Below are 21,852 nucleotides of genomic sequence, written 5' to 3'. Positions count from 1 at the left end.
TTTACAGGAGCTCAATAATAGCTTCTAATTCTTCAGATAACCCCTTTGCCAGTTCAAAATCGGTGTTTTTTAAGGCCAGTTCGATTTTTGTCTCCACTGCCTTTTTCTTTTGCTCTAATTCTAAATAGTCTTTATCAAAATGTCTGGCATAAATCATTTGTCTGAATTTACGCATGCTCATTTTCCGGATTGTCTTATCATCAATGATTAAGACGTAGTCCGCACAATTTACGATGGTATAAAAATCGTGGGAGATCATTAAAACTGAACCCTTGTAGTTTGCAATGGCTTGTTCCAATGCGATCTGTGAGTAGGTGTCCAGATGGCTGGTAGGTTCATCAAGAAGCAGCAGATCTGCTTTACCAGCAGAAATTTTGGCTAATTGAAGTATATTTTTTTCGCCGCCGGACAGGGCACCGATTTTTTGATGAAGGACCGATTCATCAAAGGTATAGTTGGAAAGATAGGAGCTGATTTCATCGTATGTTTGAAACCCAAGGCGGAAGAAATAATCCAATACTGTTTCAGTCTCATCTAGCATTTCACCCTGGAGCTGGGATAAAAAGGCTGTCTGAATGGTTTCATTGATCTCTATGGAATCTTTGCTGTTTTTATAGATATCACGGAGTAATGTAGTTTTTCCGGTTCCGTTGGGGCCGATCAGGGCAACTTTATCTGTGGATTTGATTTCAAAGTTAACATCGTTTAAAAGTATTTCATCAAATGCCGCACTGTAGTCTTTAACAGTTAATACGACTGCATCTTCCAGATTATTGGCAATGGTAAAGTGAATATCCGGCTGTTTGATTTCCACAAATGGTGCCTGAATTCTTCGGGCGATTAACCGTTCCTGGATTTTCTTTCTCGCTTTTAAGGATTTTCCTCTGGCTGCTTCTGTGTGTGTGGTAGCCAGTGATCTTAAATTGTTAATGATAAGCTGATTCCTCTGGATTTCTTCTGTGTCAGCCACAGCCAGTTCCTGCAATTCAATTTTCTTTTGCAGCAAAGTGAAGTTATAATCAATATACCGTCCGTCAAACTCCTGAAGCAGTTTATTTTCCAGGTGAATAATTTTGTTAAAACAATGATTTAATAAATACCGGTTATGTGTAATAACCAGCATCGTGCCCTTATGTGAATTGATCAGGTTTTTAAGAGAATTTAAATTCTCAAAATCCAGAAAAACATCAGGTTCATCCATAATAATTAAATTAGGCTGGGTCAGCATTTCCTTTATTACCTGGACCAGCTTGAACTCGCCGCCACTGAGCTGGGAGACAGGAAGATTTTCCAGCTTTCCAAGGTCTGCCAGACCTAACTGCTTATTCATGTTGGTTTCAAAATTATCTCCGTCAATTGCCTGGAAGGCATCCAGAGCCTGCTGGTATTTTTCCAGGAGATTATCAATGTCTGATGAAGTTTCCATCTCAGTACAGATGGATGTTATTTCGTTTTGCAGTTTTGTAAATTCCGCACCAATATATTGTGCGACCGTTATATCCTCTGCATCGTCTCGTTCATAGAACTGGCTTACATATCCAATTCTGCAATTGGGGGATATCTCCAGTTTTCCATCAAACATATATTTATCAGGATCCATAAGGATATGAATCAGTGTACTTTTTCCGCTTCCGCTGGTTCCAATAAAGGCGCAGTGCTGGCCGTCTTCTAAAGTGAACGAAATATTATGATATAAATCCTTTTGCGGAAATGAGTAAGACAGGTTATCAAATTTTATCATGTAAGTCCTCCATGTGTGAATTTACCTTTGGTAGCATACCATCTTTTATTAATTATTTCAATTAATTCGTTTGTCTGGTCATATTTTCTTTTCCCCACACGCACATAGAGCGTACGATGGGAATAAGGCTTTCCCCTTTTTTCGTCAGATAGTATTCAACCTTGGGAGGAACCTGGGGATATTCTTTTCGTTCTATCACATTCTCTTTCTCCAGTTCCTTTAGCTGTGTACTTAGCATTTTGTGGGTAATACCGGATATATTTCTTTTTAACTCCCCGTATCTGACCGGTGTCGTACAGGCCAGAAGATATATGATTTTTAATTTCCATTTTCCGCTTACAATGGAAAGTGTGTATTCAAATGGCTCTTTATTGCTTACGAAACACATCTTTTCAGTCATTGATTACTCTCCTTTTCGTAAGTATGCTACAAAAAAGTGCATACTTTTCTTCTTGCATAAATTCATTATAATGGGAGCTGATGATAACATCAAGTATAAGAAAAGAGGCTGAAAATATGATTATTGACGGACATTCCCATGTAACTTTACCAATTGAGGAGCATATCAGTACCATGAATAAGGCGGGAGTTGATAAAACAGTCTTGTTCTCTACTACTTTCCATCCGGAAACATCTGTGAATTTTGAAGAGATAAGTACATCAATAAAATTTTTAAATGATTTACTTGCTGGTAAAAAAGGCTCTATGGTAGAAGCAAGAAAAAAGGCCGCAACAGAACTTGCGACAGCAATTGCCCGGTATCCTGACAGATACGTCGGTTTTGGTGCTGTTCCCATTGGGTTGGATTTGCAGGAAACATTGCAATATGTGAACGATGTAATCTATAAGAACAGTTTGACCGGAATGGGAGAATTTACTCCAGGAAACGGGCAGATTCATTTAATGAAGAATATTTTCCGCGCTTCCGTGGAATTTAATCATCTCCCAGTTTGGATTCATGCATTTTTTCCATTGACAATTCAGGATATTAATGAAATTGCAGCCCTTGCACTTGAATATCCAGAGACTCCGGTCATTCTGGGACATCTGGGCGGGTGCAACTGGCTTGAAACCATAAATCTGGTTAAAGAAATACCTAATTTGTATCTGGATACGTCTGCTTACTATTCTACATTTGTTTTAGGTGCTGTAATAAACGAAGTGCCAGACAAATGCCTTTTCGGTGTGGATCGTCCGTTCGGAGATTTACAGATATCAATAGACACAATTCTGCGTTTGGCAAATTCGTCTGAGATCTCTGATGCTGTTTTAGGCGGGAATATAGCCAGACTTTTGCAAATTACAGAATAACATATGAAGTGAAATATACTTTGACATTTTCCGTATCTGTAATATACTGTTTGAAGTGAAACGTATGTGTCATTCCACTGATTCAATTAAATTTATATGAATTGAGAAAATATTGAATGAAAAAAACAGAAAGACAGAATGGAATCATTCATTTGTTACGAATGCGGAAAAAAATGACCGCCAAAGAGCTGGCTGATTATTTTGATGTGAGTGAGCGGACAATTTACAGAGATATTGATGCGCTCAGTCAGCTTCGTGTACCCATCATTTCCTATGAGGGACTGGGTGGGGGGTACGAAATAGATTCCTCCTATTTTATGCCAAGCATTAAACTGAGTGAGCAGGAAATATTAATGCTTTTGATGGTGTTAAAAGCAGGGGAAGAATTTCGCATTCCAAATATGGCGGCCGATTATAATCTTCTAAGCGGCAAACTGCTGAATGTTTTACCGGATGAAGAGAGACAAAAGGCTTCCCAGGTCATTTCACACATAAATTTTGACATATTGCGGATAATACCCATGGGTTATGCGGAAGATGTTTTAAAGCCAATATTAGAGGCATTTTGGAAATCCTGCGATCTGCAGCTTAGTTATTACCACCCAGAGCGGAATACCACAGAAACCAGACGATTTTCGCCCATAGAGCTGCAGTTTGGAGATGGAGGCTGGTATATCAATGGCTACTGTCATTTGAGGAAAGAAAAGCGAACGTTCCGCCTTGACCGAATTGAGTCAATTACATGTGTGGATGAAAAAAATTGTTTTATTAACAGGGAATTACCTGAACCAGAGCATGATAAGTTTCGGTGGAATACTTATGAACTGATGTTAGATCCGGCTCTATACAGGATTATCAGGGATGACGTATATCTCCAGAATGCCATGACCCGATCCATAGACAATAAAATACATCTTACTGTGAGGACTCCTTATAAGGATGAAATATGTAAACTGGTATTATGCCATCCGGAGAAGGTGACCGCTTTAAAACCGGAAGAATTTTTGGAAGAAATAAAACAGTTAAGTGTTACACTATCCGGGAAATATCAAAATATAACACCAGGGAGCTTAGCAGATGAAGAAATCAATTAGAATCATTGGGAAAATAATACTTTGGTTTTTTGTGATAATCGTTGTTCTTTTAATAATCTCAGCATTGGCTCACAAAATTCTTACGTCAATGGAAAAAGACAAATATAAGATTGGAAAAACCATTGATATCAATGGAAAGCATATGCAGGCATATGTGACCGGACAGGGAGACAAGACAATCGTTTTATTGAGCGGCTTGGGAACGGCATCACCAATTACAGATTTTATGCCCCTGGCAGATCGATTAAGTGCAGATTATAAAGTTGTGATTCTTGAATACTTTGGTTATGGTTTCAGCGATACAACAAATGCAGAGCGCTCCAATGAATATATAGTAAATGAAATACGAACCGCACTGAACCAGTTAGAAATAAAGGGACCGTATATTTTAATGCCTCACTCAATATCCGGAGTATATTCCCTGTATTTTGCAATGAAATACCCGGATGAAGTGGAAGCAATCATCGGTATTGATGAATCAGTGCCCAATCAGACAAAATTTAGTAAAGATCCCGACATGTCTCACAGCTTAACTTTGCTTAACACATTTGGAATCATAAGAGACGTCTCATATCTTTTGCCGGATGCCTGGGATAGTAAGAGCGAAAATAATAATTATACGCAAGAGCAGATTAAGTTAAAAAAAATGGCTACAGCATGGAACAGTCTGAATAAATCAGTAATCAATGAATTTAACATGGTAAATAAAAATACAGAAGAATTATATGATGTGAAATATCCCGATAATCTCCCTGTTCTAGCAATTTTAGCTAAGGAGTCAGTGGATACCGATAATTACTGGTTACCCCTTCATCAACAGTTAATAACCAACCCTTCCATACAAAAAGTTGAAACGCTTGCGGGAGGGCATTATCTGCACTGGACGAATGCGGATAAAATAGCGGAACTGGCAAAAGAATTTATTTCAGCGAATTAATAAATTACACTCTAAACTCTGACATTCTTATGTCAGAGTTTATTTGTTATGCTGATGCTATTAAAAAATGCCGATACAGGCAAGCGGGAGGAATCCATATGATATACACGGTAAGAGGACCTATTCATAAAGAAGAACTTGGAATTACGTTAGGTCATGAGCATTTTAAGTGGGAGACAGATGAATTTTTAGCGAACAGCATGTATTTTGACAAACAGTATCAGTTGGAAAACATGGAATCAGACATGAACTATATTATACCGGTCATGCTTGATATAAAGGAAAGAGGAGTAAAGAGTATAGTAGAAGCCTCGCCTCCATTGGGTGGGCAAAACGTCAAAATGCTAAAAGCTTTATCAGAACAGACGGATCTGCATATCATTGCCTGCACTGGCTGGAACATGACAAAACAGCTTTACGACGTATTTCCCGATCATTTTGAAGAACAGCTGGCAAACCGCTGGATAAAGGATTTTAAAGAAGGTCTGGATACAATGGATGGCATTATTATTCGTCCGGGGCATATCAAACTGCTGCTTGACAAGGGCAGACTGTCAGGTGTAGATAAGTCTATGCTGGTTGCGGCAGTGAGAGCCAGTAAAGAGACAGGTATCCCTGTGCATTGTCATATCATAGAGGCAGAAATGGTTCATGAAGTGATACAGGTACTGGATGGGGTGAATGCTGACTATAACAAATTTCTTTGGGCCCACGCAGATCACGAAGCAAACAGGGATACGGTGGAATTGGCAGCAAAAAAGGGGATGTGGATTGGTATTGATACCATAAGGAAGGGGAAAAGTGCCTGGGATTTTGAACTGCTGAACTATATTATTTCACTTAATTACAGCCATAAGGTACTGCTTTCCCAGGATTATGACTTCTATTCAGAGGGGAAAGAATCGATGGATAATCATCCCTGTACAACTATCTTTGACGAATTTATTCCTTATTGTTCTGCCAACGGAATAAGCAGGCAGGAAATAATCCGCATGATGACAGAAAATCCAGCAAATTTTTATGATGTGGATTAGATAAGAAATGATAAGTGAGGATGTTTCGATGTATAAGATAATTATAATTGCAGGTAAGTTTGTTCTATTTGCCTTAGCTGCTATCATTTCATTCTGTTTCATTTCGGGAATCTGCCAGGCTTTCATCATGGTATGAGTTATATAAAATTGGTACAGCAATAAAAATCAACCGTTACAATCAGCCAAACGGTTGATTTTTTTATTTCTGTAATACCGTATGATATCCGTAGTAAACAAAAAGGAGACAATTGCCATGGATAATCTAATGACAGTCAGTAATTTAAAAAAGAGCTTTAAAGAAAATATTGTTCTAAAGGGAATCAGTTTTGAGATCCGCAGGGGAGAGGTACTGTGTTTTTTAGGACCTAACGGAGCAGGAAAAAGTACTACCATTAATATTCTCACCGCTGTACTAGGAAGTGACGAAGGGGAGATTTGCTTCAAAGGTAATAAAATCAGCAAAAGACTGCGCAGCTACAAACAGTCGATTGGAATAGTCCCTCAGGATATAGCCCTTTATGAAGAGTTAAGTGCTGAAAGCAATTTAAGGTTTTTTGCTTCTCTTTACGGACTTTACGGCAGCAGACTGGATGATGCGGTAGAGGAGGCACTTATCTTTGCTGGATTACAAGACCGCAGAAAGGATAAAGTTAAGACCTTTTCGGGCGGAATGAAGCGGCGGCTTAATATTGCATGTGCCATTGCCCACCACCCGGAACTGGTGATTATGGATGAGCCAACAGTTGGAATCGATCCCCAAAGCCGAAATCATATTCTTTCCTCCATTAAAAAGCTTCAGAATCAGGGAATGACAGTTATTTATACGACTCATTACATGGAAGAAGTGGAAGTGATCTCGTCCCGTATTATCATAATGGATCATGGAACAATTCTTGCAGAAGGGACCAAAGAGAGTCTGAAAGAGGATATTGAGAACGAAAAAAGGTATATCATAGAAGTCGAGGAAAATGGGACAATTGGGCATGATGAGTTTTTTGCTGTGGAAGGTGTGAAGACTGTAAAAACAGATGGTAATACCTTTGAAATCACGTCTCTGAAAGGGGTGGAAAATCTTGACCGTATCATCGCACTGTTAAGTGATCATGGTGAAAAAATACGCAATATTACAAGCGAAGCAGCAAGTCTTGAGACAGTTTTCTTAAAGCTGACAGGACGCAAACTGCGTGACTGAGAAAGGGAGATATTTATGCGTCGTTTTATGGTAATTTTAAAAATGGATCTGGTCAATTTATTTAAAAACCCGGTTTTGGTAGGGTATAATACTGCATTTGCAGGTTTATTAATATTGATTCTGGGTTATTTATGCGGAGGGGATTATGCTGACAGTAACACCGCATATCAGTATTATACAGTTTCTCTTATTGTTTATGGAATGTTAAATGGGGCTATGACCGCCTCTAACTGCTTTATGGAGCGTGATATCAAAAGGGCTAACCTTCGTATTATTTATTCCCCTGTTGGAAGCTTCTTTGTTTATTTTTCTAAGTTGGTAGCCTCCTTTCTTTTTAATTATATCCTGCATACAATGCTCCTGCTTATTTTGTGTCCGCTTCTCCATGTAAGCCTTGGAGGTAATCCAGTATTTTTTATTCTCTTAATGGCTCCGGTAGAATTAGCGGCATCTGCTTTTGGAATCTTTTTTTGCTGTGTGTTCCATTGTGAAGAAACAACCAGTACCTTGTTAAGTACAGTAATTAACCTGCTTTGTTTTTTGGGAGGTACGTTTTTCTCTCTTGATGGAATGGGAAGCCTGATGTCCCTGATTACAAAAATATCGCCTGTGAGATGGCTTAATGAAGCTTTCTTTACCTTATCCTGTGATGACAGTCTGAGATATTTCTGGCCGGTATTTACTACTGCGTTGGTGCTTTCTGTCCTGCTGACATTGGGATGCGGGCTTTATTTCAGAACGGAGGATTATTTATGAGAACCTTTTTAGCAATTATTAAAAATATCTATGAGCGGACAGTTCCACGCCTGTCTATGTTTATTTTATTAACAGCATTCACCCTTGCCTCCATGGTTCTGGCCGTTCATCTAACAGATGTACAACAAGTGAGAGGCCATATTGTTCTGGTAACGGACAAATCTGCGGGGGTATTACCTTACAATTCTAAAGATTTTGATATTGTTGTATCAGCAGTAAAGCCGCCGGTTTCTGCCTTGGTAGAGAAGAAATATGATGCTTATGTGACAATTGGCAAAGATGGTGATTATCAGATCGAAACGCTCCGCAGTGATGATTATAAAAATATGGTTGATACAATGCTTCGTAATCCCGATGCCGCCCTTAAGGATCGTAAAAATGCCCGTGAAGTTGGTTCAAATATGATTGGATTTATGATGATGTTTCTTTTGATGGAGGTTTTTGCCAATCTGTTTGCTTTTGCAGATGATAAAGAGCAGGGACAATTGAGGCGTATTACAGTAGCGCCGGTTTCATTTAGCGCTTATCTGGCCGCTCACTGTATTTTCTGCCTGTCCATGTTTTTACCCGAATATATGCTGCTTGTTTTATTAAAATTCTGGGGATTTAACATAGGCTTTACCCTTTTACAGTATGCTGGTCTGATTTTAGTAATGGGCTTTTTTGGCATTTCTTTTGCCCTGCTATTAAATACATTAATCAGTAAACCGGATAATGCATCCATGCTTGGCAGGTCCATTATTGTTTTATCTTCCATGCTTGCGGGAACTTTTTATTTATTTAGTAAAGGAAACATTGTGTTGGATACAGTGATTAAAATACTTCCTCAAAAGCAGCTGATGGATTTTGTGGAATATTTAGAACGGGGAGAGGCATGGCATCATAGTTTTAGCATTGTATATGTAATTGCTTTTTCTATGGTTTTATTTATAATTTCCTGTGCCTGCTTACAGAGGAAATATATAAAAAGGGTTTAAAAATGAGACATTTCTTGTCAAAGCGAATGAACTGGATTACAATGATAGAAATAAATAGGGACAAATACATGACAGGTGAATGAACAATGGAGCACTCCTCAGACATATTACTTCTTACAACAAAATTAAAAATACCGGCACCCAGGAAAAATTATATTGTGCGTCAAGGGTTATTTGAACAGCTTTTAAAGTGTGGGGAAATGAGTATTATATTTTTAAGCGGCGGTGCCGGCACCGGCAAAACAACGCTGCTCTCGTCATTTATCCAGAAGAAGGAACTGAAAAATGTATGCTGGCTGTCTCTGGATTCTTCCAACACCAATGTGTATTCCTTTTGGCTTTATTTTACAGCAGCAGTCAGTCCTTTTTTGAAGGATGAGGGCAGTCTTTTTAATCTGTTAAGAACAAATCCGGATACCAAATACATGGAGAATCTGCTGATCACCCTGATTAACCAGCTGTGGGGAGATGAGGAATATTACATGGTACTTGATGATGTTCAATGTATTCGTGATGAAGCCCTTGTCAGAACCTTTGAGTTTTTTATTGAAGCAATGCCTTCCAATTTTCATTTTTTCATGCTGTCACGGGAAGACCCGCCTGTATATTTGGGACCGATGGCAGTATCCGGCCGCTTGATGTTTATTGATGGAAAACAAATGCAGCTGACCCCGGAAGAAGGAATCTCTTTTTTGAAGGATACGATGAAGTTGGAGGGCAGTGAGGAGGAACTCTATCAGTTAAATGATTATGCGGAAGGATGGATCGGAGGCCTGCAGCTTGCGGCGGCAGCAAAAGCAGCGGGTAAATATTCCGGTCAGCTGCTGCGTGCTGGAGGGGGGATTGCGTCCCAGTATCTCACCCGTGAGATTATCGATGCTCTGACTGAACCGGAGCAGGATTTTTTGATTAAAACCGGATATCTTTCTTATTTTGATGGGGAGATCTGCCAAAAACTGTTTCATAGCTTAACAAAACAGGATTTTAACCAGATGATGGAACGATTTATGGAGAAAAATCTGTTCATTATCTGTCTGGACGAGCAGAACGGAATCTATCGCTACCACAACATTTTATCAGAATATTTAAAACAGCAGTTTCTATGCCTTCCGGATGAGGAAAAATCAGAATGTTACAAAATAACAGCAGAAGCATTTGAGAATAAAGGTGAATATGAGGAAGCCTTACAGGAACATTGTGAGGCCGGTAATTATAATGAGGTTTTGCGTATCACCAAATTAATGGAAGGCAGGATAGAAGCCTGGAACTATCTTGACCGGGTTCCCATAGAGCTTTTATTTCAGGATGCAGATCTTGCCGCCCAGTGCTTTCTTTATAATCTGGGCAATATAAACACAGAACGATGTCATGTTATTTACGAAAAATTCAAAGAACTGTATCAGGACACTGATTTATTTCGTTTTGTTGACTTCGCTCAAATCTATTTTACCAGCAAAGATGGGATTTTGCCTCAATGTCCTGCACTGACGGATGAGCAAATGGAACAAATTCCGTTTGGACCCGTTATGAAAGCGGTACTGCTCATTGAAAATGCCGGGGCTTTGTTAGATCGAATGAATTATGAGGAAGCGGAAGCCTGTATCTTAAAAGGAATTAAGATTGCTTCCGGATTAAATTCGTTTATTGGCTTTTTCGCTTATAATCAGCTGAGCCAGGTTTACGAAGAAATGGGACGGCTAAATGACTGCTTTTCCTGCTACACCAAATCGAAAGAAATACTGAAAACAGTCAGCGGATTGATGGGTATCGATACCAACTATTATTTTGGTTTGGCAGGAGTTTATATGCGCAGAATGGAACTGGATCAGGCAAAGGACGTATTGGAACAAACCAGGCAGATGCTTACTGAGCGTCATATTCATGCAGATATTACGGACATGACATTAGCCTATCACCTGGTCGAAATGAAGTTTCTAAGCGGTGAGAATGATACAGCGGTTTCTTATGTAGAGGGGATTTTATCGGAGTATCCCAATTACAGTGTACTCTCGCTGGGACGTCTGCTCTATGAGCTTGCCTGTATTAACAGGCTGTCAGAGAGCCTGTCAGAACGCTTTTTGAATGAGCTTAAAATTGCAGCGAAATATAAGCAGCAGCCGTTTATGAAACTCCTTCGTGCCCGAATCCTGTTTCAGCGGGGGATGGCAGATGAGGCCTTGAAAGAAACCGAGGACATACTGGCTGCTTCCCGTCTGCATCATAATATGCTTCGTCTGACAGAAGCTGGTATTCTTAAAATAGTTATGCTTTCCCATATGCCAGGAGGGGGGAGCCAGCGGGAAATCACCAATCTGCTGGTTGAAGAAATTCATTATTCATACAAAAACCGGATACTTATGCCATTTTACCTTGACCGAATCACTCTTTTGCCTTTGTTAAAGGAATTATATCAGAAATCATCTGGCAAACAATTAATGAGTCCGGAGGAAGTCTTATTTTTAAGTGACATTATAATGATCTGCGGAGGTCAGACAGTTAAGGAAAACAGTATAGAGATGCTGTCAGCCCGTGAACAGGAAGTATTAAGCCAGCTGTCTCTTGGTATTACCAATCGGGAAATTGCAGAGAATCTCTGTATATCCCAGGCCACGGTGAAGACCCATGTACTCAGTATCTTTGGAAAACTTGGAGTTTCCTCCCGTATGATGGCTGTAGAAAAGGCGAGGAAAGACGGACTTTTATAATCGCTATATTAGTACTTGCAAAAACAGTTTTTTTAAAGTAGAATGAAAACAACATTTTTGAGAGGAATTAAACTATGAACCCATTTTACATGAACAGCTTAAGACGCAGAGATAGACGTAAACTCTTGTAACTGATGCCAGTACATTCGCACGGTTGCAGGATTGATACGTCTTGTTTCTGTGCGGTTCATAGTTTATAGCAGAACCGTAATTGTTTCAGCATTCGCTGATCTTTTGCGGTTCTTTTTTTATTCTTTTATAGAAAATGAAAAAATGGAGGTCAGATATGAAGGAAGAAATTTGTAAATGGATTGCAAAAAAACTGGTAAATGTAAGTGAACAGGAAGTGATAACGGTTATGGAAATTCCTCCGGAGGACTATATGGGAGATTTCGCACTTCCATGTTTTTCTTTTGCAAAAGTATTGCATAAGAATCCTGCCGGAATTGCACAAGAACTGAACACTTCTCTGGAGGACGTACAGGAAGAACTGGGGATTGAAAAATCAGAGGCGGTGAATGGGTATTTAAATATCTTTATGAAACGTGACAAATACGTAGAGTACTGGATCAATAAAATCAAGAGTCCTGATTTTGGGCTTAAAAAGACCGGAACAGGTAAAACCATCTGTATGGATTATTCTTCCCCTAATATTGCAAAAAATTTCCATGTGGGACATTTACGTACGACTGTCATTGGCAATTCCCTATACCGTATCTATAAAAAACTGGGATTTCATGTTGTCCGCATCAATCATTTGGGCGATTGGGGTACTCAGTTTGGAAAGCTGATTGTAGCATATAAAAAGTGGAGTGATGAGGAAACCGTAAAAGAAAAGGGGATAGAGGAATTACTGCGGATTTATGTGAAATTTAATACAGAGGCAGAAAAGGACCCCGAATTGCTTAGTCAGGCCAGAAACTGGTTCGTAAAGATGGAGCAAAACGATGAGGAAGCCATTGGGATATGGAACTGGTTTAAGGAGATTAGTTTAAAGGAATATTCCCGTGTGTATGATCTGCTGGGGATCACCTTTGATTCTTATGCCGGCGAAAGCTTTTATCGGGATAAAGTACCTGCTTTAGTAGAAGAACTGAAAAGCAAAGGGCTGTTAAAGAAGAGCCAGGGAGCAGATATTGTTGATTTGTCAGAATATGATATGCCTCCGTGTCTTATAACCAAAAGCGATGGCAGTTCCATCTATCATTCCAGGGATATAGCTGCTGTTTTATATCGGAAAGAAACATATCACTTTGATCGTTGTATCTATGTAACAGGAATGGAGCAGAGCTTACATTTTAAGCAGGTATTTAAAGCAATTGAAGTAATGGGATACAACTGGGCGGATACTCTGATTCACGTTCCTTACGGATTAGTAAGCCTGGAAGGAGCGAAATTGTCTACCCGCAGCGGTAACATTATTTATGCAGAGGATATCCTAAATGAATCGATTGAACGTGCATTTCAAGCAATTCAGGATAAAAATCCGGATTTAAAAGAGAAAGAACAGACGGCTGAAAAAATAGGAATTGGCGCAGTTATTTTTCATGATTTGTTTAATCAGAGAATTAAAAACGTGGATTTTTCCTGGGAAGCTGTACTAAGCTTTGATGGAACTACTGGCCCTTACGTTCAGTATACCTATGCACGTGCCAGAAGCATAATGAGAAAGAATAGTAAGGAAGCTGATTATGAAAACATTGATTTTCATGCATTGACGGAAGACATGGGGTACGCACTGATCAAAGCACTTTCCGGTTATGAGGAAGCCGTAAAAAAGGCGGCTGAGCGCTATGAACCTTCTGTTATTGCAAGGTTTTTAGTAACTGTCGCTGTAGCATTTAATAAGTTTTATCACGAATGCCCAATTTTACAGGCGGAAGAGAGCACAAAGCAGGCAAGGATTGTTCTGACAGATCTGGCTCAAAGGGTCATTTTGGATGCCTGTGGTCTGCTTGGCATGGCATGTCCTGAAGAAATGTAAGAATATAGGAGCAGAACTCAAATTACGTGGTATAATCAGGAAAAAGAGCATATACAAATATAGGAAGTCCGATGGAAGGAAAATTATAAGGTGACGACAATGAAGGAATCGCATGTCCGGTATAAAGTGGAAGCGTGGGACAGCTTACAGCATCTGTTTCAGATTAAGAAGATAAATGATCATACCTTACATTTCCTTGCATCATTTGATGGTAAATTAGATATGATCCGGCTGCAGAAATCGGTTGATCTGTCAGCAGAAGCGTTCCCTTTGCTCAAATGCCGTTTTAATGAGGGGGGAAGACGACCATATTGGGAGTATTGCAGCAATACTACCAATGAAATGCTGACTTTGATTGAAACAGAAGACGTTGATACGGCAGTAAATCAGTTCCTTGTTTCAGAGATTATTACAACAACAGGTCCTCAGATAAAGCTGGGGGTGATCCGGGATACAAAAACGGATACCCTTATTATAATAATGAACCATATGCTATGTGATGGGGCAGGATTTAAAGACTATCTGTATCTGCTAAGCGGCATTTACGATAAGCTCAGGGGAGATGCAGATTATCATCCATCTCCATTGGGAAGCAGAAGATTATCTCAGATCACTGGGAGGTTTTCATGGAAAGACAAAATAAAAATTTTATTAAGTAAGAACGACATGTCCACTCATGATCCCGCCAAGTTAAAACTGGAGGGAGATTTAAGCAACCCCTTTATTGAAATCAGAAGCATCCCTGAAGAAGTCTTTCTAAACCTGAAAGATTATGCCAGGAAGCATGATGCTACCATAAATGATATGATCCTTACAGCATATATCCGCACTCTATATGAAACATTTGGTTATGTATTTGCAATACCCAGTACGGTTGACTTAAGAAAATATTTACCTGATCATAAAGCAGAAAGTATTTGTAATCTCTGTACCAATCTTACCTGCGACATCGGGTCCGATATAGGAACTTCTTTTGTAGATACTCTTTTAAAAGTCAGAGATTGTATGAAGAAAGAAAAATCCAGTATCGCCTGTATAAAAAGTATGCTGGTGATGGAAAAAGTATATGATGTATTGCCCTATAAGCTGGCAGAAAGTATTGTAAATAAAAGCTTTGATAATGCGTTGATTGCCTTTACAAATATTGGAATCATTGATAAATCACAGTTTTACTTTGATGAACTGAATATTACAAAAGCTTATATGACCGGCTCTATTAAATACAGCCCCTATTTTCAGCTTGCGGTATCTACGTTTGATAATAATCCTGTGCTGAGTGTCAATCTTTTTGGTTCCCAGGCTGATCGGGATATGATATCTTCTTTTCTTGACAAGGTTGTTCTGAAATTGAATGGTAACTATAATTAATTAATGCAATGGGAAAAGGAAACATATGGACTATGAAAAACAAAAACGATTTATAGTGAACCTGATTTACTGTGGATTGATTATTTTGTTAGTGACCATTACCATCCGATATGCATTGGGGCTGGTTTCTCCATTTTTAGCGGCATTTTTAATCGCTTACATCTTAAAAATACCGGCAAAATGGATCGCTGGGAAAACAAAGCTTCCTTATAAGCTGATTGCCATGGTTTTGGTTCTGGTATTTTACAGCACGGCGGGTATACTGATCGCCCTGGTTGGAATAAAGCTGGTGACGGTCACCGTAGATATGGTTATGGCATTGCCGTCCATCTATACGAATCAGATGGAACCTGCACTTGGTTACCTTTTTAAAGGGATTGAGCATACGGTTTCCCGTATGGATGCTGCTCTTGTAAAAACTCTTAATGGCTTGTTCGCCCAGTTTGTTCAGTCTGTAGGTGAACTTGTTACCAGCTTATCTGTCCGGATTGTGGAGACACTTACCGGATACGCCTCCCTGCTGCCTGGAATATTTGTCAAAATCCTGCTGATGATTATTTCAACCTTCTTTATTGCAGGAGATTACGATCTTATGGTTGAATTTATAGATCGCCAGTTATCGGATAAGGCAGTCGGATTGCTTTTGCAAATAAAGGAATATGTGGTAGATATCCTGTTTGTATATATCCGATCCTACGCCCTTATTATGGCTGTTACATTTGTGGAGCTGTCCGTTGGGCTTGCCATCATCGGTGTGTCAAATGCAATATTAATCGCTTTCGCGATCTCTGTTTTTGACATTCTTCCAGTGCTTGGAACCGGCGGGATTATGCTTCCATGGATGGTGGTCGAGGCTGTTCAGGGAAATGGTCCATTAGCCCTGGGGCTGCTCCTGGTGTATCTGTTTATTACAGTGATCCGTAACATTCTGGAACCTAAAATTGTAGGAAGTCAAATAGGTTTGCACCCAATTGTAGACCTGGTAAGCATGTTTGTAGGAGCGCAGCTTTTTGGTATTGTAGGAATGATCAGCTTTCCCATATTTTTTTCCCTGCTCTGCCATTTAAATGATACTAATACAATCAAGTTGTACAAATAAATTTCATGAAACTTTTCAAAGCGTATGGCAGCATGCGCTTTTTTTATTTGTCCGTGTTATCCCATATAATTTGTTCGGCATATGGGAATTACTATTCGGTATATGGGAACAATTTAGTTGAATTATATTTGTCATAATGTTATGATAAAAACATGAAAAACAACATGATTTTAAACATAATTAACAAAAAAAGAGAGGAAAGGCATTGATGAACGATGGAGAATAGCAAACCTTCGGAAAAAAAATCGTCACATGTTCAATCTGTGGAGCGGGCACTTCTCTTAATCGAATTACTGGCGAAAGAAGACAGCGAAATGACGCTGACAGAAATTGCGACCCGGTTAAACTGGCCTAAAAGCACGGTTTACGGATTGATTTCCACTCTTCGTGATTACCGGTATGTGGACCAGTCAGAGGAGACCGGCTGCTATCGTCTGGGAATCCGTTTCTTTGAACTGGGGAATCAGATTGGTCATTCCTGGGATATCCGTTCCATTGCGAAGCCGTTTATGCAAAAGCTTAATAATCAGCTGGGTGATATGATACAGCTTGCAACAGAAGATCAGGGTGAAGTGCTTTATCTGGATAAAATTGACTCCAATCACCTGATACGGATTGTATCGGAAATCGGCAGACGTCTTCCCATGCATTGCAGCGGCCTGGGTAAATCCATACTGGCGTACTTACCAGCAGGTAAAGTCAAACAGATCATGCGTCAGCATGGAATGCATTCCTTTACAGAACGAACCATAACCACACTGCCAGCTCTTTTAAAGGAATTGGAGCAGATCCGCAGCCAGGGCTACGCAGTGGATGATCAGGAAGTTATGATGGGGCTGCGATGTGTGGCGGCACCTATCTTTGACAGCAGGGGACAGGTAAAATATGCAGTCAGTGTATCCGGCTTATGCAGCCAGATGAATGGGGAACGGATGGAACGAGTAATTGTTCTGGTAAAAGAAACAGCGGATTCCATATCATCTGCAATGGGCTACAGAAAACCTCAACAGAATTAATTCAAAAAGGAGAGTGGATTAAAATGATGGAAAAAAGACCTGAAATTGCAAATTCAATTATGACCGGCGGGTTTCAGACAAATTACCATGATGTGGGAGAGGGGTTTCCTCTTGTTATGCTCCATGGTTCCGGACCAGGAGTATCTGCGTGGGCAAACTGGAACAAAGTATTTCCCCTTCTTGCACCCAATCACCGGATACTGGCGCCGGATATGGTTGGCTTTGGTTATACTGACCGGCCGGAGGGAATTCATTACGGTATGGATGTATGGGTGAAACAGACCATTGATTTTCTGGATGCGCTGGAAATTGAACAGGCGGATTTAGTGGGAAATTCCTTTGGAGGAGCACTGGCTCTTGCTGTTGCAATAACCAATCCTAAGCGGGTACGCAAACTGGTGCTGATGGGGAGCATGGGAGTTACATTCCCTATTACTTACGGTCTTGACCGGGTATGGGGATACCAGCCTTCTCTGGAGAATATGCAGGAACTGATTGGCATATTTGCCTATAATCAGGCAATGATGCCGAAAGAACTGGCAGGAGCAAGGTACGAAGGAAGTATCCAGCCAGGATTTCAGGAGAGTTTTTCCTCCATGTTTCCTGAGCCCAGACAAAAGGGTGTGGAAGCAATGGCAAAATATGAAATTTACTTAAGGGAGGTGCGCCACCAGACTTTAATTGTCCATGGAAGAGAAGACCGGGTCATTCCGCTTGAAACTTCCATGAAGCTGGCCCAGTGTCTGGAGAACAGCCAGCTTCATGTGTTTGGCAAATGCGGTCACTGGACTCAGATTGAGCGGACAGAGGAATTTGCTGCTCTGGTACATAATTTCCTGACGATTGATCCTCTTTATGCCAGACAGTGAAGAGAGGTGGAAGGATATGGAAGAAAAAATAATAAAATTTGCTGATGACCTGTTTAAGGCTCAGGTGAATGGGATCCCTATTCTGCCTCTTACACAGACAGACCCCTCTTTAAGTGTTCCCGATGCATATGCCATCCAGCTTGAGAATGTGAAGCGTCAATTAAGCCTTGGTCAGGTTGTATCCGGTAAAAAAATAGGATTAACTTCTGAGGGAATTCAAAAGCAGCTGGGTGTGAATGAACCGGATTACGGGCATTTATTTAAAAGTATGGAGTATTCGCTGGAAGTGCCCTTTGACCGGCTGCTGCAGCCTAAAATAGAAGCAGAGGTAGCATTTATATTAAAGGAAGATTTACAAGGCGGAAAAGTCACGCCGGAAGATGTTCTTCGGGCTACGGATTATGTGGTATGTGCCTTTGAGATCGTGGACAGCCGTGTTGCAGACTGGAAAATCAAACTGCCTGATACCATTGCAGATAATGCCTCTTCTGGCTGCTACGTTCTTGGTAAGAAAAAGGTTTTTTTAAATCAGGTTGATTTATCAGCCGTTAAAATGGAACTGTATAAAAACGGAGAAGAACTTGTTGGAAAGGGAACCGGAGCAGCAGTTCTTGGCAATCCCATTTATTCCGTGGCATGGCTTGCCAATTGCCTTTGGAATTATGGTGTTGTCTTAAAAAAAGGAGAGGTGATTTTATCCGGAGCCTTCAGCGCAGCTCCAAAAGCAGAACGGGGAGATGTTTTTGAAGCCCATTTTTCAACCCTTGGATCGGTGAAAGCCAGCTTTATCTGAATTGATAACATGCTGCTAAGAAAGGAGGAAGGCCTTGGATAAGATTAAAGTTGCGGTGATCGGGCCGGGAAATATCGGCAGTGATCTCATGTATAAAATATTTCGCAGCAGGAATTTAGAGATGGCGATGATGGCTGGAATTGTGGAATCGGAAGGGATCAAAAGAGCACGTTCCCTTGGAATACCGGTTACGACAGAAGGCGTAACCTGTGTAGTCCGGCAAAAAGAAATTAAAATTGTATTTGATGCCACCAGTGCTGCTGCCCATGCCAATACAAACAGCATCTTATTAAAAGAAGCAGGTAAAATTGCCATCGATCTGACACCAGCAGCAGTTGGTCCCTACTGTGTGCCCAGTGTAAATCTGGAACAGTTAAAGCATGAGACGAACATTAATATGGTTACCTGCGGGGGGCAGGCGACAATTCCTATCGTTCATGCAGTAGCGAGTACTGCAGGGGTGGCCTATGCAGAAATTATTGCAGCCATCTCATCAAAAAGTGCAGGTCCCGGCACAAGAGCCAATATGGATGAGTTTACAGAGACAACCAAAAAGGCCATTGAGACAGTGGGAGGAGCCGATGAGGGTAAGGCAATTATCGTTCTCAATCCAGCTGTTCCACCCATCATGATGACAGATACCATTATGATGAGAGTGAAGGATACCAGTGTCACAATGGATAAAATCCGGCAGTCCATTTATGATATGGTGGAGAAAATGAAGCAATATGTACCGGGATACCAGCTTCTGGTTCCTCCAATTCAGCAGGGAGACAAAGTAACAGTAGTTGTGCAGATTGAAGGACAGGGAGATTTTCTTCCCAAGTACTCAGGAAACTTAGATATCATCAATGCGGCTGCCATAGCAGCTGCGGAGAAAATCGCGGGAGATATGCTGATGAAAGGAGGCGGTTGACATGGAACAGCTGATACAGATTGTAGATACCACCCTAAGAGATGGAAGCCATGCTGTCAGGCACAGCTTTACAGAAGAACAGGTGTCTGCAATTGCTGCCGGACTTGACCGCTGCCATGTTCCCCTGATCGAATTATCCCATGGAGATGGGTTAGGCGGCTCCAGTTATACCTATGGTTTTTCAAAAAGAGATGAATTTCTTCTTTTAAAAGCAGCAGCAGAACAGATAAAAAACGGAAAGCTGACCGTACTGCTGCTTCCGGGAATCGGAACCATCGAGGATTTAAAAAAAGCTCATGACTGTGGGGCAAAGGCTGTCAGGGTGGCCACCCATGTGACTGAGGCAGATGTAAGTGCCCAGCATATTGAAGCGGCCAGGCGGCTTGGAATGATGACTGTGGGATTTCTGATGATGACCCACATGGCAGAACCGGAGATCATAGCGGAGGAAGCCAAAAAAATGGAAAGCTATGGGGCGGATTATATTAATCTGGCGGATTCAGCAGGATTTCTTCTTCCAGAAGATGTGGCAGCCCGTGTAAGGGCAGTAAAAGAGGCTGTCAGTATTCCGGTAGGCTTTCACGCCCATAATAATTTAAATCTGGCAATAGCCAATTCCCTGGCAGCTGTGGAAGCTGGAGCCAGCTATATTGACGCCACTCTCCGGGGATTGGGGGCAGGAGCCGGAAATACTCAGATTGAAGTGCTGGCAGGGGTGCTAAAGCGCAAGGGAATTGATACTGGGTTGGATTTTTACGGGTTAATGGATCTGGCAGAACGCAGTGTGGAACCATTAATGCAGCGCCCTCAGACAGTGGATAACGGATCTCTTATGCTGGGCTATGCAGGAGTCTATTCCAGCTTTCTGCTTCATGTCTATGATGCAGCTAAAAAGTACGATTTAGATCCAAGAGATATTATGATTGAACTGGGGAAAAGAAGAATGGTAGGAGGACAGGAGGATATGATCCTAAGTGTGGCCTATCAGCTGAAACAACAGGCAGGCTGAAAATAAAATGCCTGCACAGACGGGTTGGGGAACGTGTAGCAAACAACAGATCATGTATGAAAGGAAGGTATGAAAATGGCACTGAACAAAACGTTAAGACCAGGTTTAATACAACTTCGGGTATTGGATTTAGACCAGACGCTAAATTTCTACAAAAATATTCTTGGACTCAATGAGGTATGCCGTACCGAAGACGGGCGTGTATGTCTGAAGGCATACGACGAATTTGACCACCACTCTGTCACGCTGAGACTGGCAGAGGAACCAGGCTTTGATTATGCCGCATTTAAGGTGGATTCTGAGGAAACTCTGGAAAAAATGGCAGAAGCAGTGGAAGCATTTGGCTATCAGACAGATGTGGTTCCGGCCAATACCAACCAGCCAGGGTTTGGAAAACGAATCGGTTTTACCATCAGCACCGGACACCGCCTGGAAATCTATGCAGATGTGGAACTTGCTCCCCAGATACCAGAAACACGCAATCCCAATATCTGGACAGAAGAACCCAGGGGAATGCGGGCTCAGAGACTGGATCATTTCCTCCTTTACGGTCCTAATATTGCAGAAGCGGAACGTTTCTGCAAGGAAGTGCTTGGAATGTTCGTGCCTGAGGTTTGCAATACTCCTGACGGAAAAAGGCTTGCAGCCTGGGTGACCAGCTCCAACAAGCCCCATGATCTGGCTTTTGTGGAATACGATAAACCAGGAAAGATGCATCATGTGGGATTTCTGCTTCAGGACTGGAACGATGTTGGTCATGCGGCAGATATAATGGCAATCAATCATCTGAAGCAGGACATCGGACCTACCCGGCATGCGATTACACGGGGGCAGACAATTTATTTCTGGGAACCGTCAGGAAACCGGATTGAAGTTTATGCAGGCGGATATACCGCTTATCCGGATAACCCACAGAGAGTCTGGGATTCTGAACAGCTGGGACGGGGATTATTCTATTATGAGGGAGAAATGATACCAAGCTTCTTACAGATTATTACATAAAGGTGGCTTTAAAACCAGGAGAGTCCGGTGCTTTTTCCGACTCTCCTGG

The 21,852-nt window shown here is 41.0% G+C and carries 19 protein-coding genes; 17 read left to right on the top strand and 2 right to left on the bottom strand.

From position 1 onward, the window contains the following. Window position 1: 1 nt before the first annotated feature. Window positions 2–1,741: an ABC-F family ATP-binding cassette domain-containing protein gene (locus tag BXY41_RS16785; RefSeq protein WP_104438021.1), complete on the bottom strand. Its 1,740-nt coding sequence runs from the start codon at window positions 1,739–1,741 to the stop codon at window positions 2–4. Window positions 1,742–1,802: 61 nt separating this feature from the next. Then, the gene (locus tag BXY41_RS16780) at window positions 1,803–2,141 is read right to left on the bottom strand and encodes a winged helix-turn-helix transcriptional regulator (protein ID WP_104438020.1); all 339 of its coding nucleotides are present in this window, start codon (window positions 2,139–2,141) and stop codon (window positions 1,803–1,805) included. Window positions 2,142–2,257: 116 nt separating this feature from the next. On the opposite strand from BXY41_RS16780, the gene BXY41_RS16775 reads away from it, so the two are divergent. The 17 genes from BXY41_RS16775 to BXY41_RS16695 all read left to right on the top strand — a co-directional run bounded on the left by BXY41_RS16775 (window position 2,258) and on the right by BXY41_RS16695 (window position 21,803). Beyond that, complete coding sequence (locus BXY41_RS16775; RefSeq protein ID WP_104438019.1) at window positions 2,258–3,052, top strand: amidohydrolase family protein; 795 nt, start codon at window positions 2,258–2,260, stop codon at window positions 3,050–3,052. 116 nt (window positions 3,053–3,168) lie between these two features. Then, window positions 3,169–4,146 (top strand): helix-turn-helix transcriptional regulator, encoded by a 978-nt coding sequence (locus BXY41_RS16770; RefSeq protein WP_104438018.1) that lies wholly within the window; start codon window positions 3,169–3,171, stop codon window positions 4,144–4,146. Next, window positions 4,130–5,083, top strand: a complete 954-nt coding sequence (locus BXY41_RS16765; RefSeq protein ID WP_104438017.1) for an alpha/beta fold hydrolase — start codon at window positions 4,130–4,132, stop codon at window positions 5,081–5,083. The genes BXY41_RS16770 and BXY41_RS16765 overlap by 17 nt, the downstream gene beginning before the upstream one ends. Window positions 5,084–5,181: 98 nt before the next feature. Beyond that, window positions 5,182–6,117 carry a phosphotriesterase family protein gene (locus tag BXY41_RS16760; RefSeq protein ID WP_170072431.1) on the top strand — a complete coding sequence of 312 codons (936 nt, stop codon included), beginning with the start codon at window positions 5,182–5,184 and terminating at the stop codon, window positions 6,115–6,117. Between the two features lie 253 nt (window positions 6,118–6,370). After that, complete coding sequence (locus BXY41_RS16755; protein WP_104438015.1) at window positions 6,371–7,309, top strand: ABC transporter ATP-binding protein; 939 nt, start codon at window positions 6,371–6,373, stop codon at window positions 7,307–7,309. A 15-nt stretch (window positions 7,310–7,324) separates the two neighbouring features. After that, complete coding sequence (locus tag BXY41_RS16750) at window positions 7,325–8,065, top strand: ABC transporter permease (protein ID WP_104438014.1); 741 nt, start codon at window positions 7,325–7,327, stop codon at window positions 8,063–8,065. Further along, on the top strand, window positions 8,062–9,042 hold the full coding sequence (locus tag BXY41_RS16745; RefSeq protein WP_170072429.1) for an ABC transporter permease: 981 nt from the start codon (window positions 8,062–8,064) through the stop codon (window positions 9,040–9,042). The genes BXY41_RS16750 and BXY41_RS16745 overlap by 4 nt, the downstream gene beginning before the upstream one ends. 158 nt (window positions 9,043–9,200) lie before the next feature. Beyond that, window positions 9,201–11,747 carry a winged helix-turn-helix domain-containing protein gene (locus tag BXY41_RS16740; protein WP_170072427.1) on the top strand — a complete coding sequence of 849 codons (2,547 nt, stop codon included), beginning with the start codon at window positions 9,201–9,203 and terminating at the stop codon, window positions 11,745–11,747. A 286-nt stretch (window positions 11,748–12,033) separates the two neighbouring features. Then, a complete protein-coding gene (gene argS / locus BXY41_RS16735; protein WP_104438011.1) occupies window positions 12,034–13,731 on the top strand; it encodes an arginine--tRNA ligase in 1,698 nt (565 codons plus the stop codon). Between the two features lie 99 nt (window positions 13,732–13,830). Further along, window positions 13,831–15,099, top strand: a complete 1,269-nt coding sequence (locus tag BXY41_RS16730) for a hypothetical protein (protein WP_104438010.1) — start codon at window positions 13,831–13,833, stop codon at window positions 15,097–15,099. Window positions 15,100–15,124: 25 nt separating this feature from the next. Continuing rightward, window positions 15,125–16,198: a sporulation integral membrane protein YtvI gene (ytvI, locus tag BXY41_RS16725; RefSeq protein WP_104438009.1), complete on the top strand. Its 1,074-nt coding sequence runs from the start codon at window positions 15,125–15,127 to the stop codon at window positions 16,196–16,198. A 215-nt stretch (window positions 16,199–16,413) separates the two neighbouring features. After that, window positions 16,414–17,214: an IclR family transcriptional regulator gene (locus BXY41_RS16720; RefSeq protein ID WP_104438008.1), complete on the top strand. Its 801-nt coding sequence runs from the start codon at window positions 16,414–16,416 to the stop codon at window positions 17,212–17,214. Between the two features lie 23 nt (window positions 17,215–17,237). Further along, on the top strand, window positions 17,238–18,083 hold the full coding sequence (locus BXY41_RS16715; RefSeq protein WP_104438007.1) for an alpha/beta fold hydrolase: 846 nt from the start codon (window positions 17,238–17,240) through the stop codon (window positions 18,081–18,083). A 16-nt stretch (window positions 18,084–18,099) separates the two neighbouring features. Then, window positions 18,100–18,876, top strand: a complete 777-nt coding sequence (locus tag BXY41_RS16710) for a 2-keto-4-pentenoate hydratase (RefSeq protein WP_104438006.1) — start codon at window positions 18,100–18,102, stop codon at window positions 18,874–18,876. 34 nt (window positions 18,877–18,910) lie between these two features. Then, entirely contained in the window at window positions 18,911–19,792 is an 882-nt protein-coding gene (locus BXY41_RS16705; RefSeq protein ID WP_104438005.1) for an acetaldehyde dehydrogenase (acetylating), read from the top strand. A 1-nt stretch (window position 19,793) separates the two neighbouring features. Next, entirely contained in the window at window positions 19,794–20,801 is a 1,008-nt protein-coding gene (dmpG, locus tag BXY41_RS16700) for a 4-hydroxy-2-oxovalerate aldolase (protein WP_104438004.1), read from the top strand. 75 nt (window positions 20,802–20,876) lie between these two features. After that, the gene (locus BXY41_RS16695; protein ID WP_104438003.1) at window positions 20,877–21,803 is read left to right on the top strand and encodes a catechol 2,3-dioxygenase; all 927 of its coding nucleotides are present in this window, start codon (window positions 20,877–20,879) and stop codon (window positions 21,801–21,803) included. Window positions 21,804–21,852: the final 49 nt, after the last annotated feature.

Source organism: Lacrimispora xylanisolvens (assembly GCF_002934545.1).
Classification (GTDB): Bacteria; Bacillota; Clostridia; order Lachnospirales; family Lachnospiraceae; genus Lacrimispora; species Lacrimispora xylanisolvens.
The sequence above is the reverse complement of the archived record's forward strand: the minus strand, read 5'-3'. Positions and strand labels throughout refer to the sequence as shown.

Coding starts and splice junctions, on each gene's coding strand:
- BXY41_RS16785 (WP_104438021.1), bottom strand. CDS start 1,741: ATGATAAAATTTGATAACCTGTCTTACTCATTTCCGCAAAAGGATTTA.
- BXY41_RS16780 (WP_104438020.1), bottom strand. CDS start 2,141: ATGACTGAAAAGATGTGTTTCGTAAGCAATAAAGAGCCATTTGAATAC.
- BXY41_RS16775 (WP_104438019.1), top strand. CDS start 2,258: ATGATTATTGACGGACATTCCCATGTAACTTTACCAATTGAGGAGCAT.
- BXY41_RS16770 (WP_104438018.1), top strand. CDS start 3,169: ATGAAAAAAACAGAAAGACAGAATGGAATCATTCATTTGTTACGAATG.
- BXY41_RS16765 (WP_104438017.1), top strand. CDS start 4,130: ATGAAGAAATCAATTAGAATCATTGGGAAAATAATACTTTGGTTTTTT.
- BXY41_RS16760 (WP_170072431.1), top strand. CDS start 5,182: ATGATATACACGGTAAGAGGACCTATTCATAAAGAAGAACTTGGAATT.
- BXY41_RS16755 (WP_104438015.1), top strand. CDS start 6,371: ATGGATAATCTAATGACAGTCAGTAATTTAAAAAAGAGCTTTAAAGAA.
- BXY41_RS16750 (WP_104438014.1), top strand. CDS start 7,325: ATGCGTCGTTTTATGGTAATTTTAAAAATGGATCTGGTCAATTTATTT.
- BXY41_RS16745 (WP_170072429.1), top strand. CDS start 8,062: ATGAGAACCTTTTTAGCAATTATTAAAAATATCTATGAGCGGACAGTT.
- argS (WP_104438011.1), top strand. CDS start 12,034: ATGAAGGAAGAAATTTGTAAATGGATTGCAAAAAAACTGGTAAATGTA.
- BXY41_RS16730 (WP_104438010.1), top strand. CDS start 13,831: ATGAAGGAATCGCATGTCCGGTATAAAGTGGAAGCGTGGGACAGCTTA.
- ytvI (WP_104438009.1), top strand. CDS start 15,125: ATGGACTATGAAAAACAAAAACGATTTATAGTGAACCTGATTTACTGT.
- BXY41_RS16720 (WP_104438008.1), top strand. CDS start 16,414: ATGGAGAATAGCAAACCTTCGGAAAAAAAATCGTCACATGTTCAATCT.
- BXY41_RS16715 (WP_104438007.1), top strand. CDS start 17,238: ATGATGGAAAAAAGACCTGAAATTGCAAATTCAATTATGACCGGCGGG.
- BXY41_RS16710 (WP_104438006.1), top strand. CDS start 18,100: ATGGAAGAAAAAATAATAAAATTTGCTGATGACCTGTTTAAGGCTCAG.
- dmpG (WP_104438004.1), top strand. CDS start 19,794: ATGGAACAGCTGATACAGATTGTAGATACCACCCTAAGAGATGGAAGC.
- BXY41_RS16695 (WP_104438003.1), top strand. CDS start 20,877: ATGGCACTGAACAAAACGTTAAGACCAGGTTTAATACAACTTCGGGTA.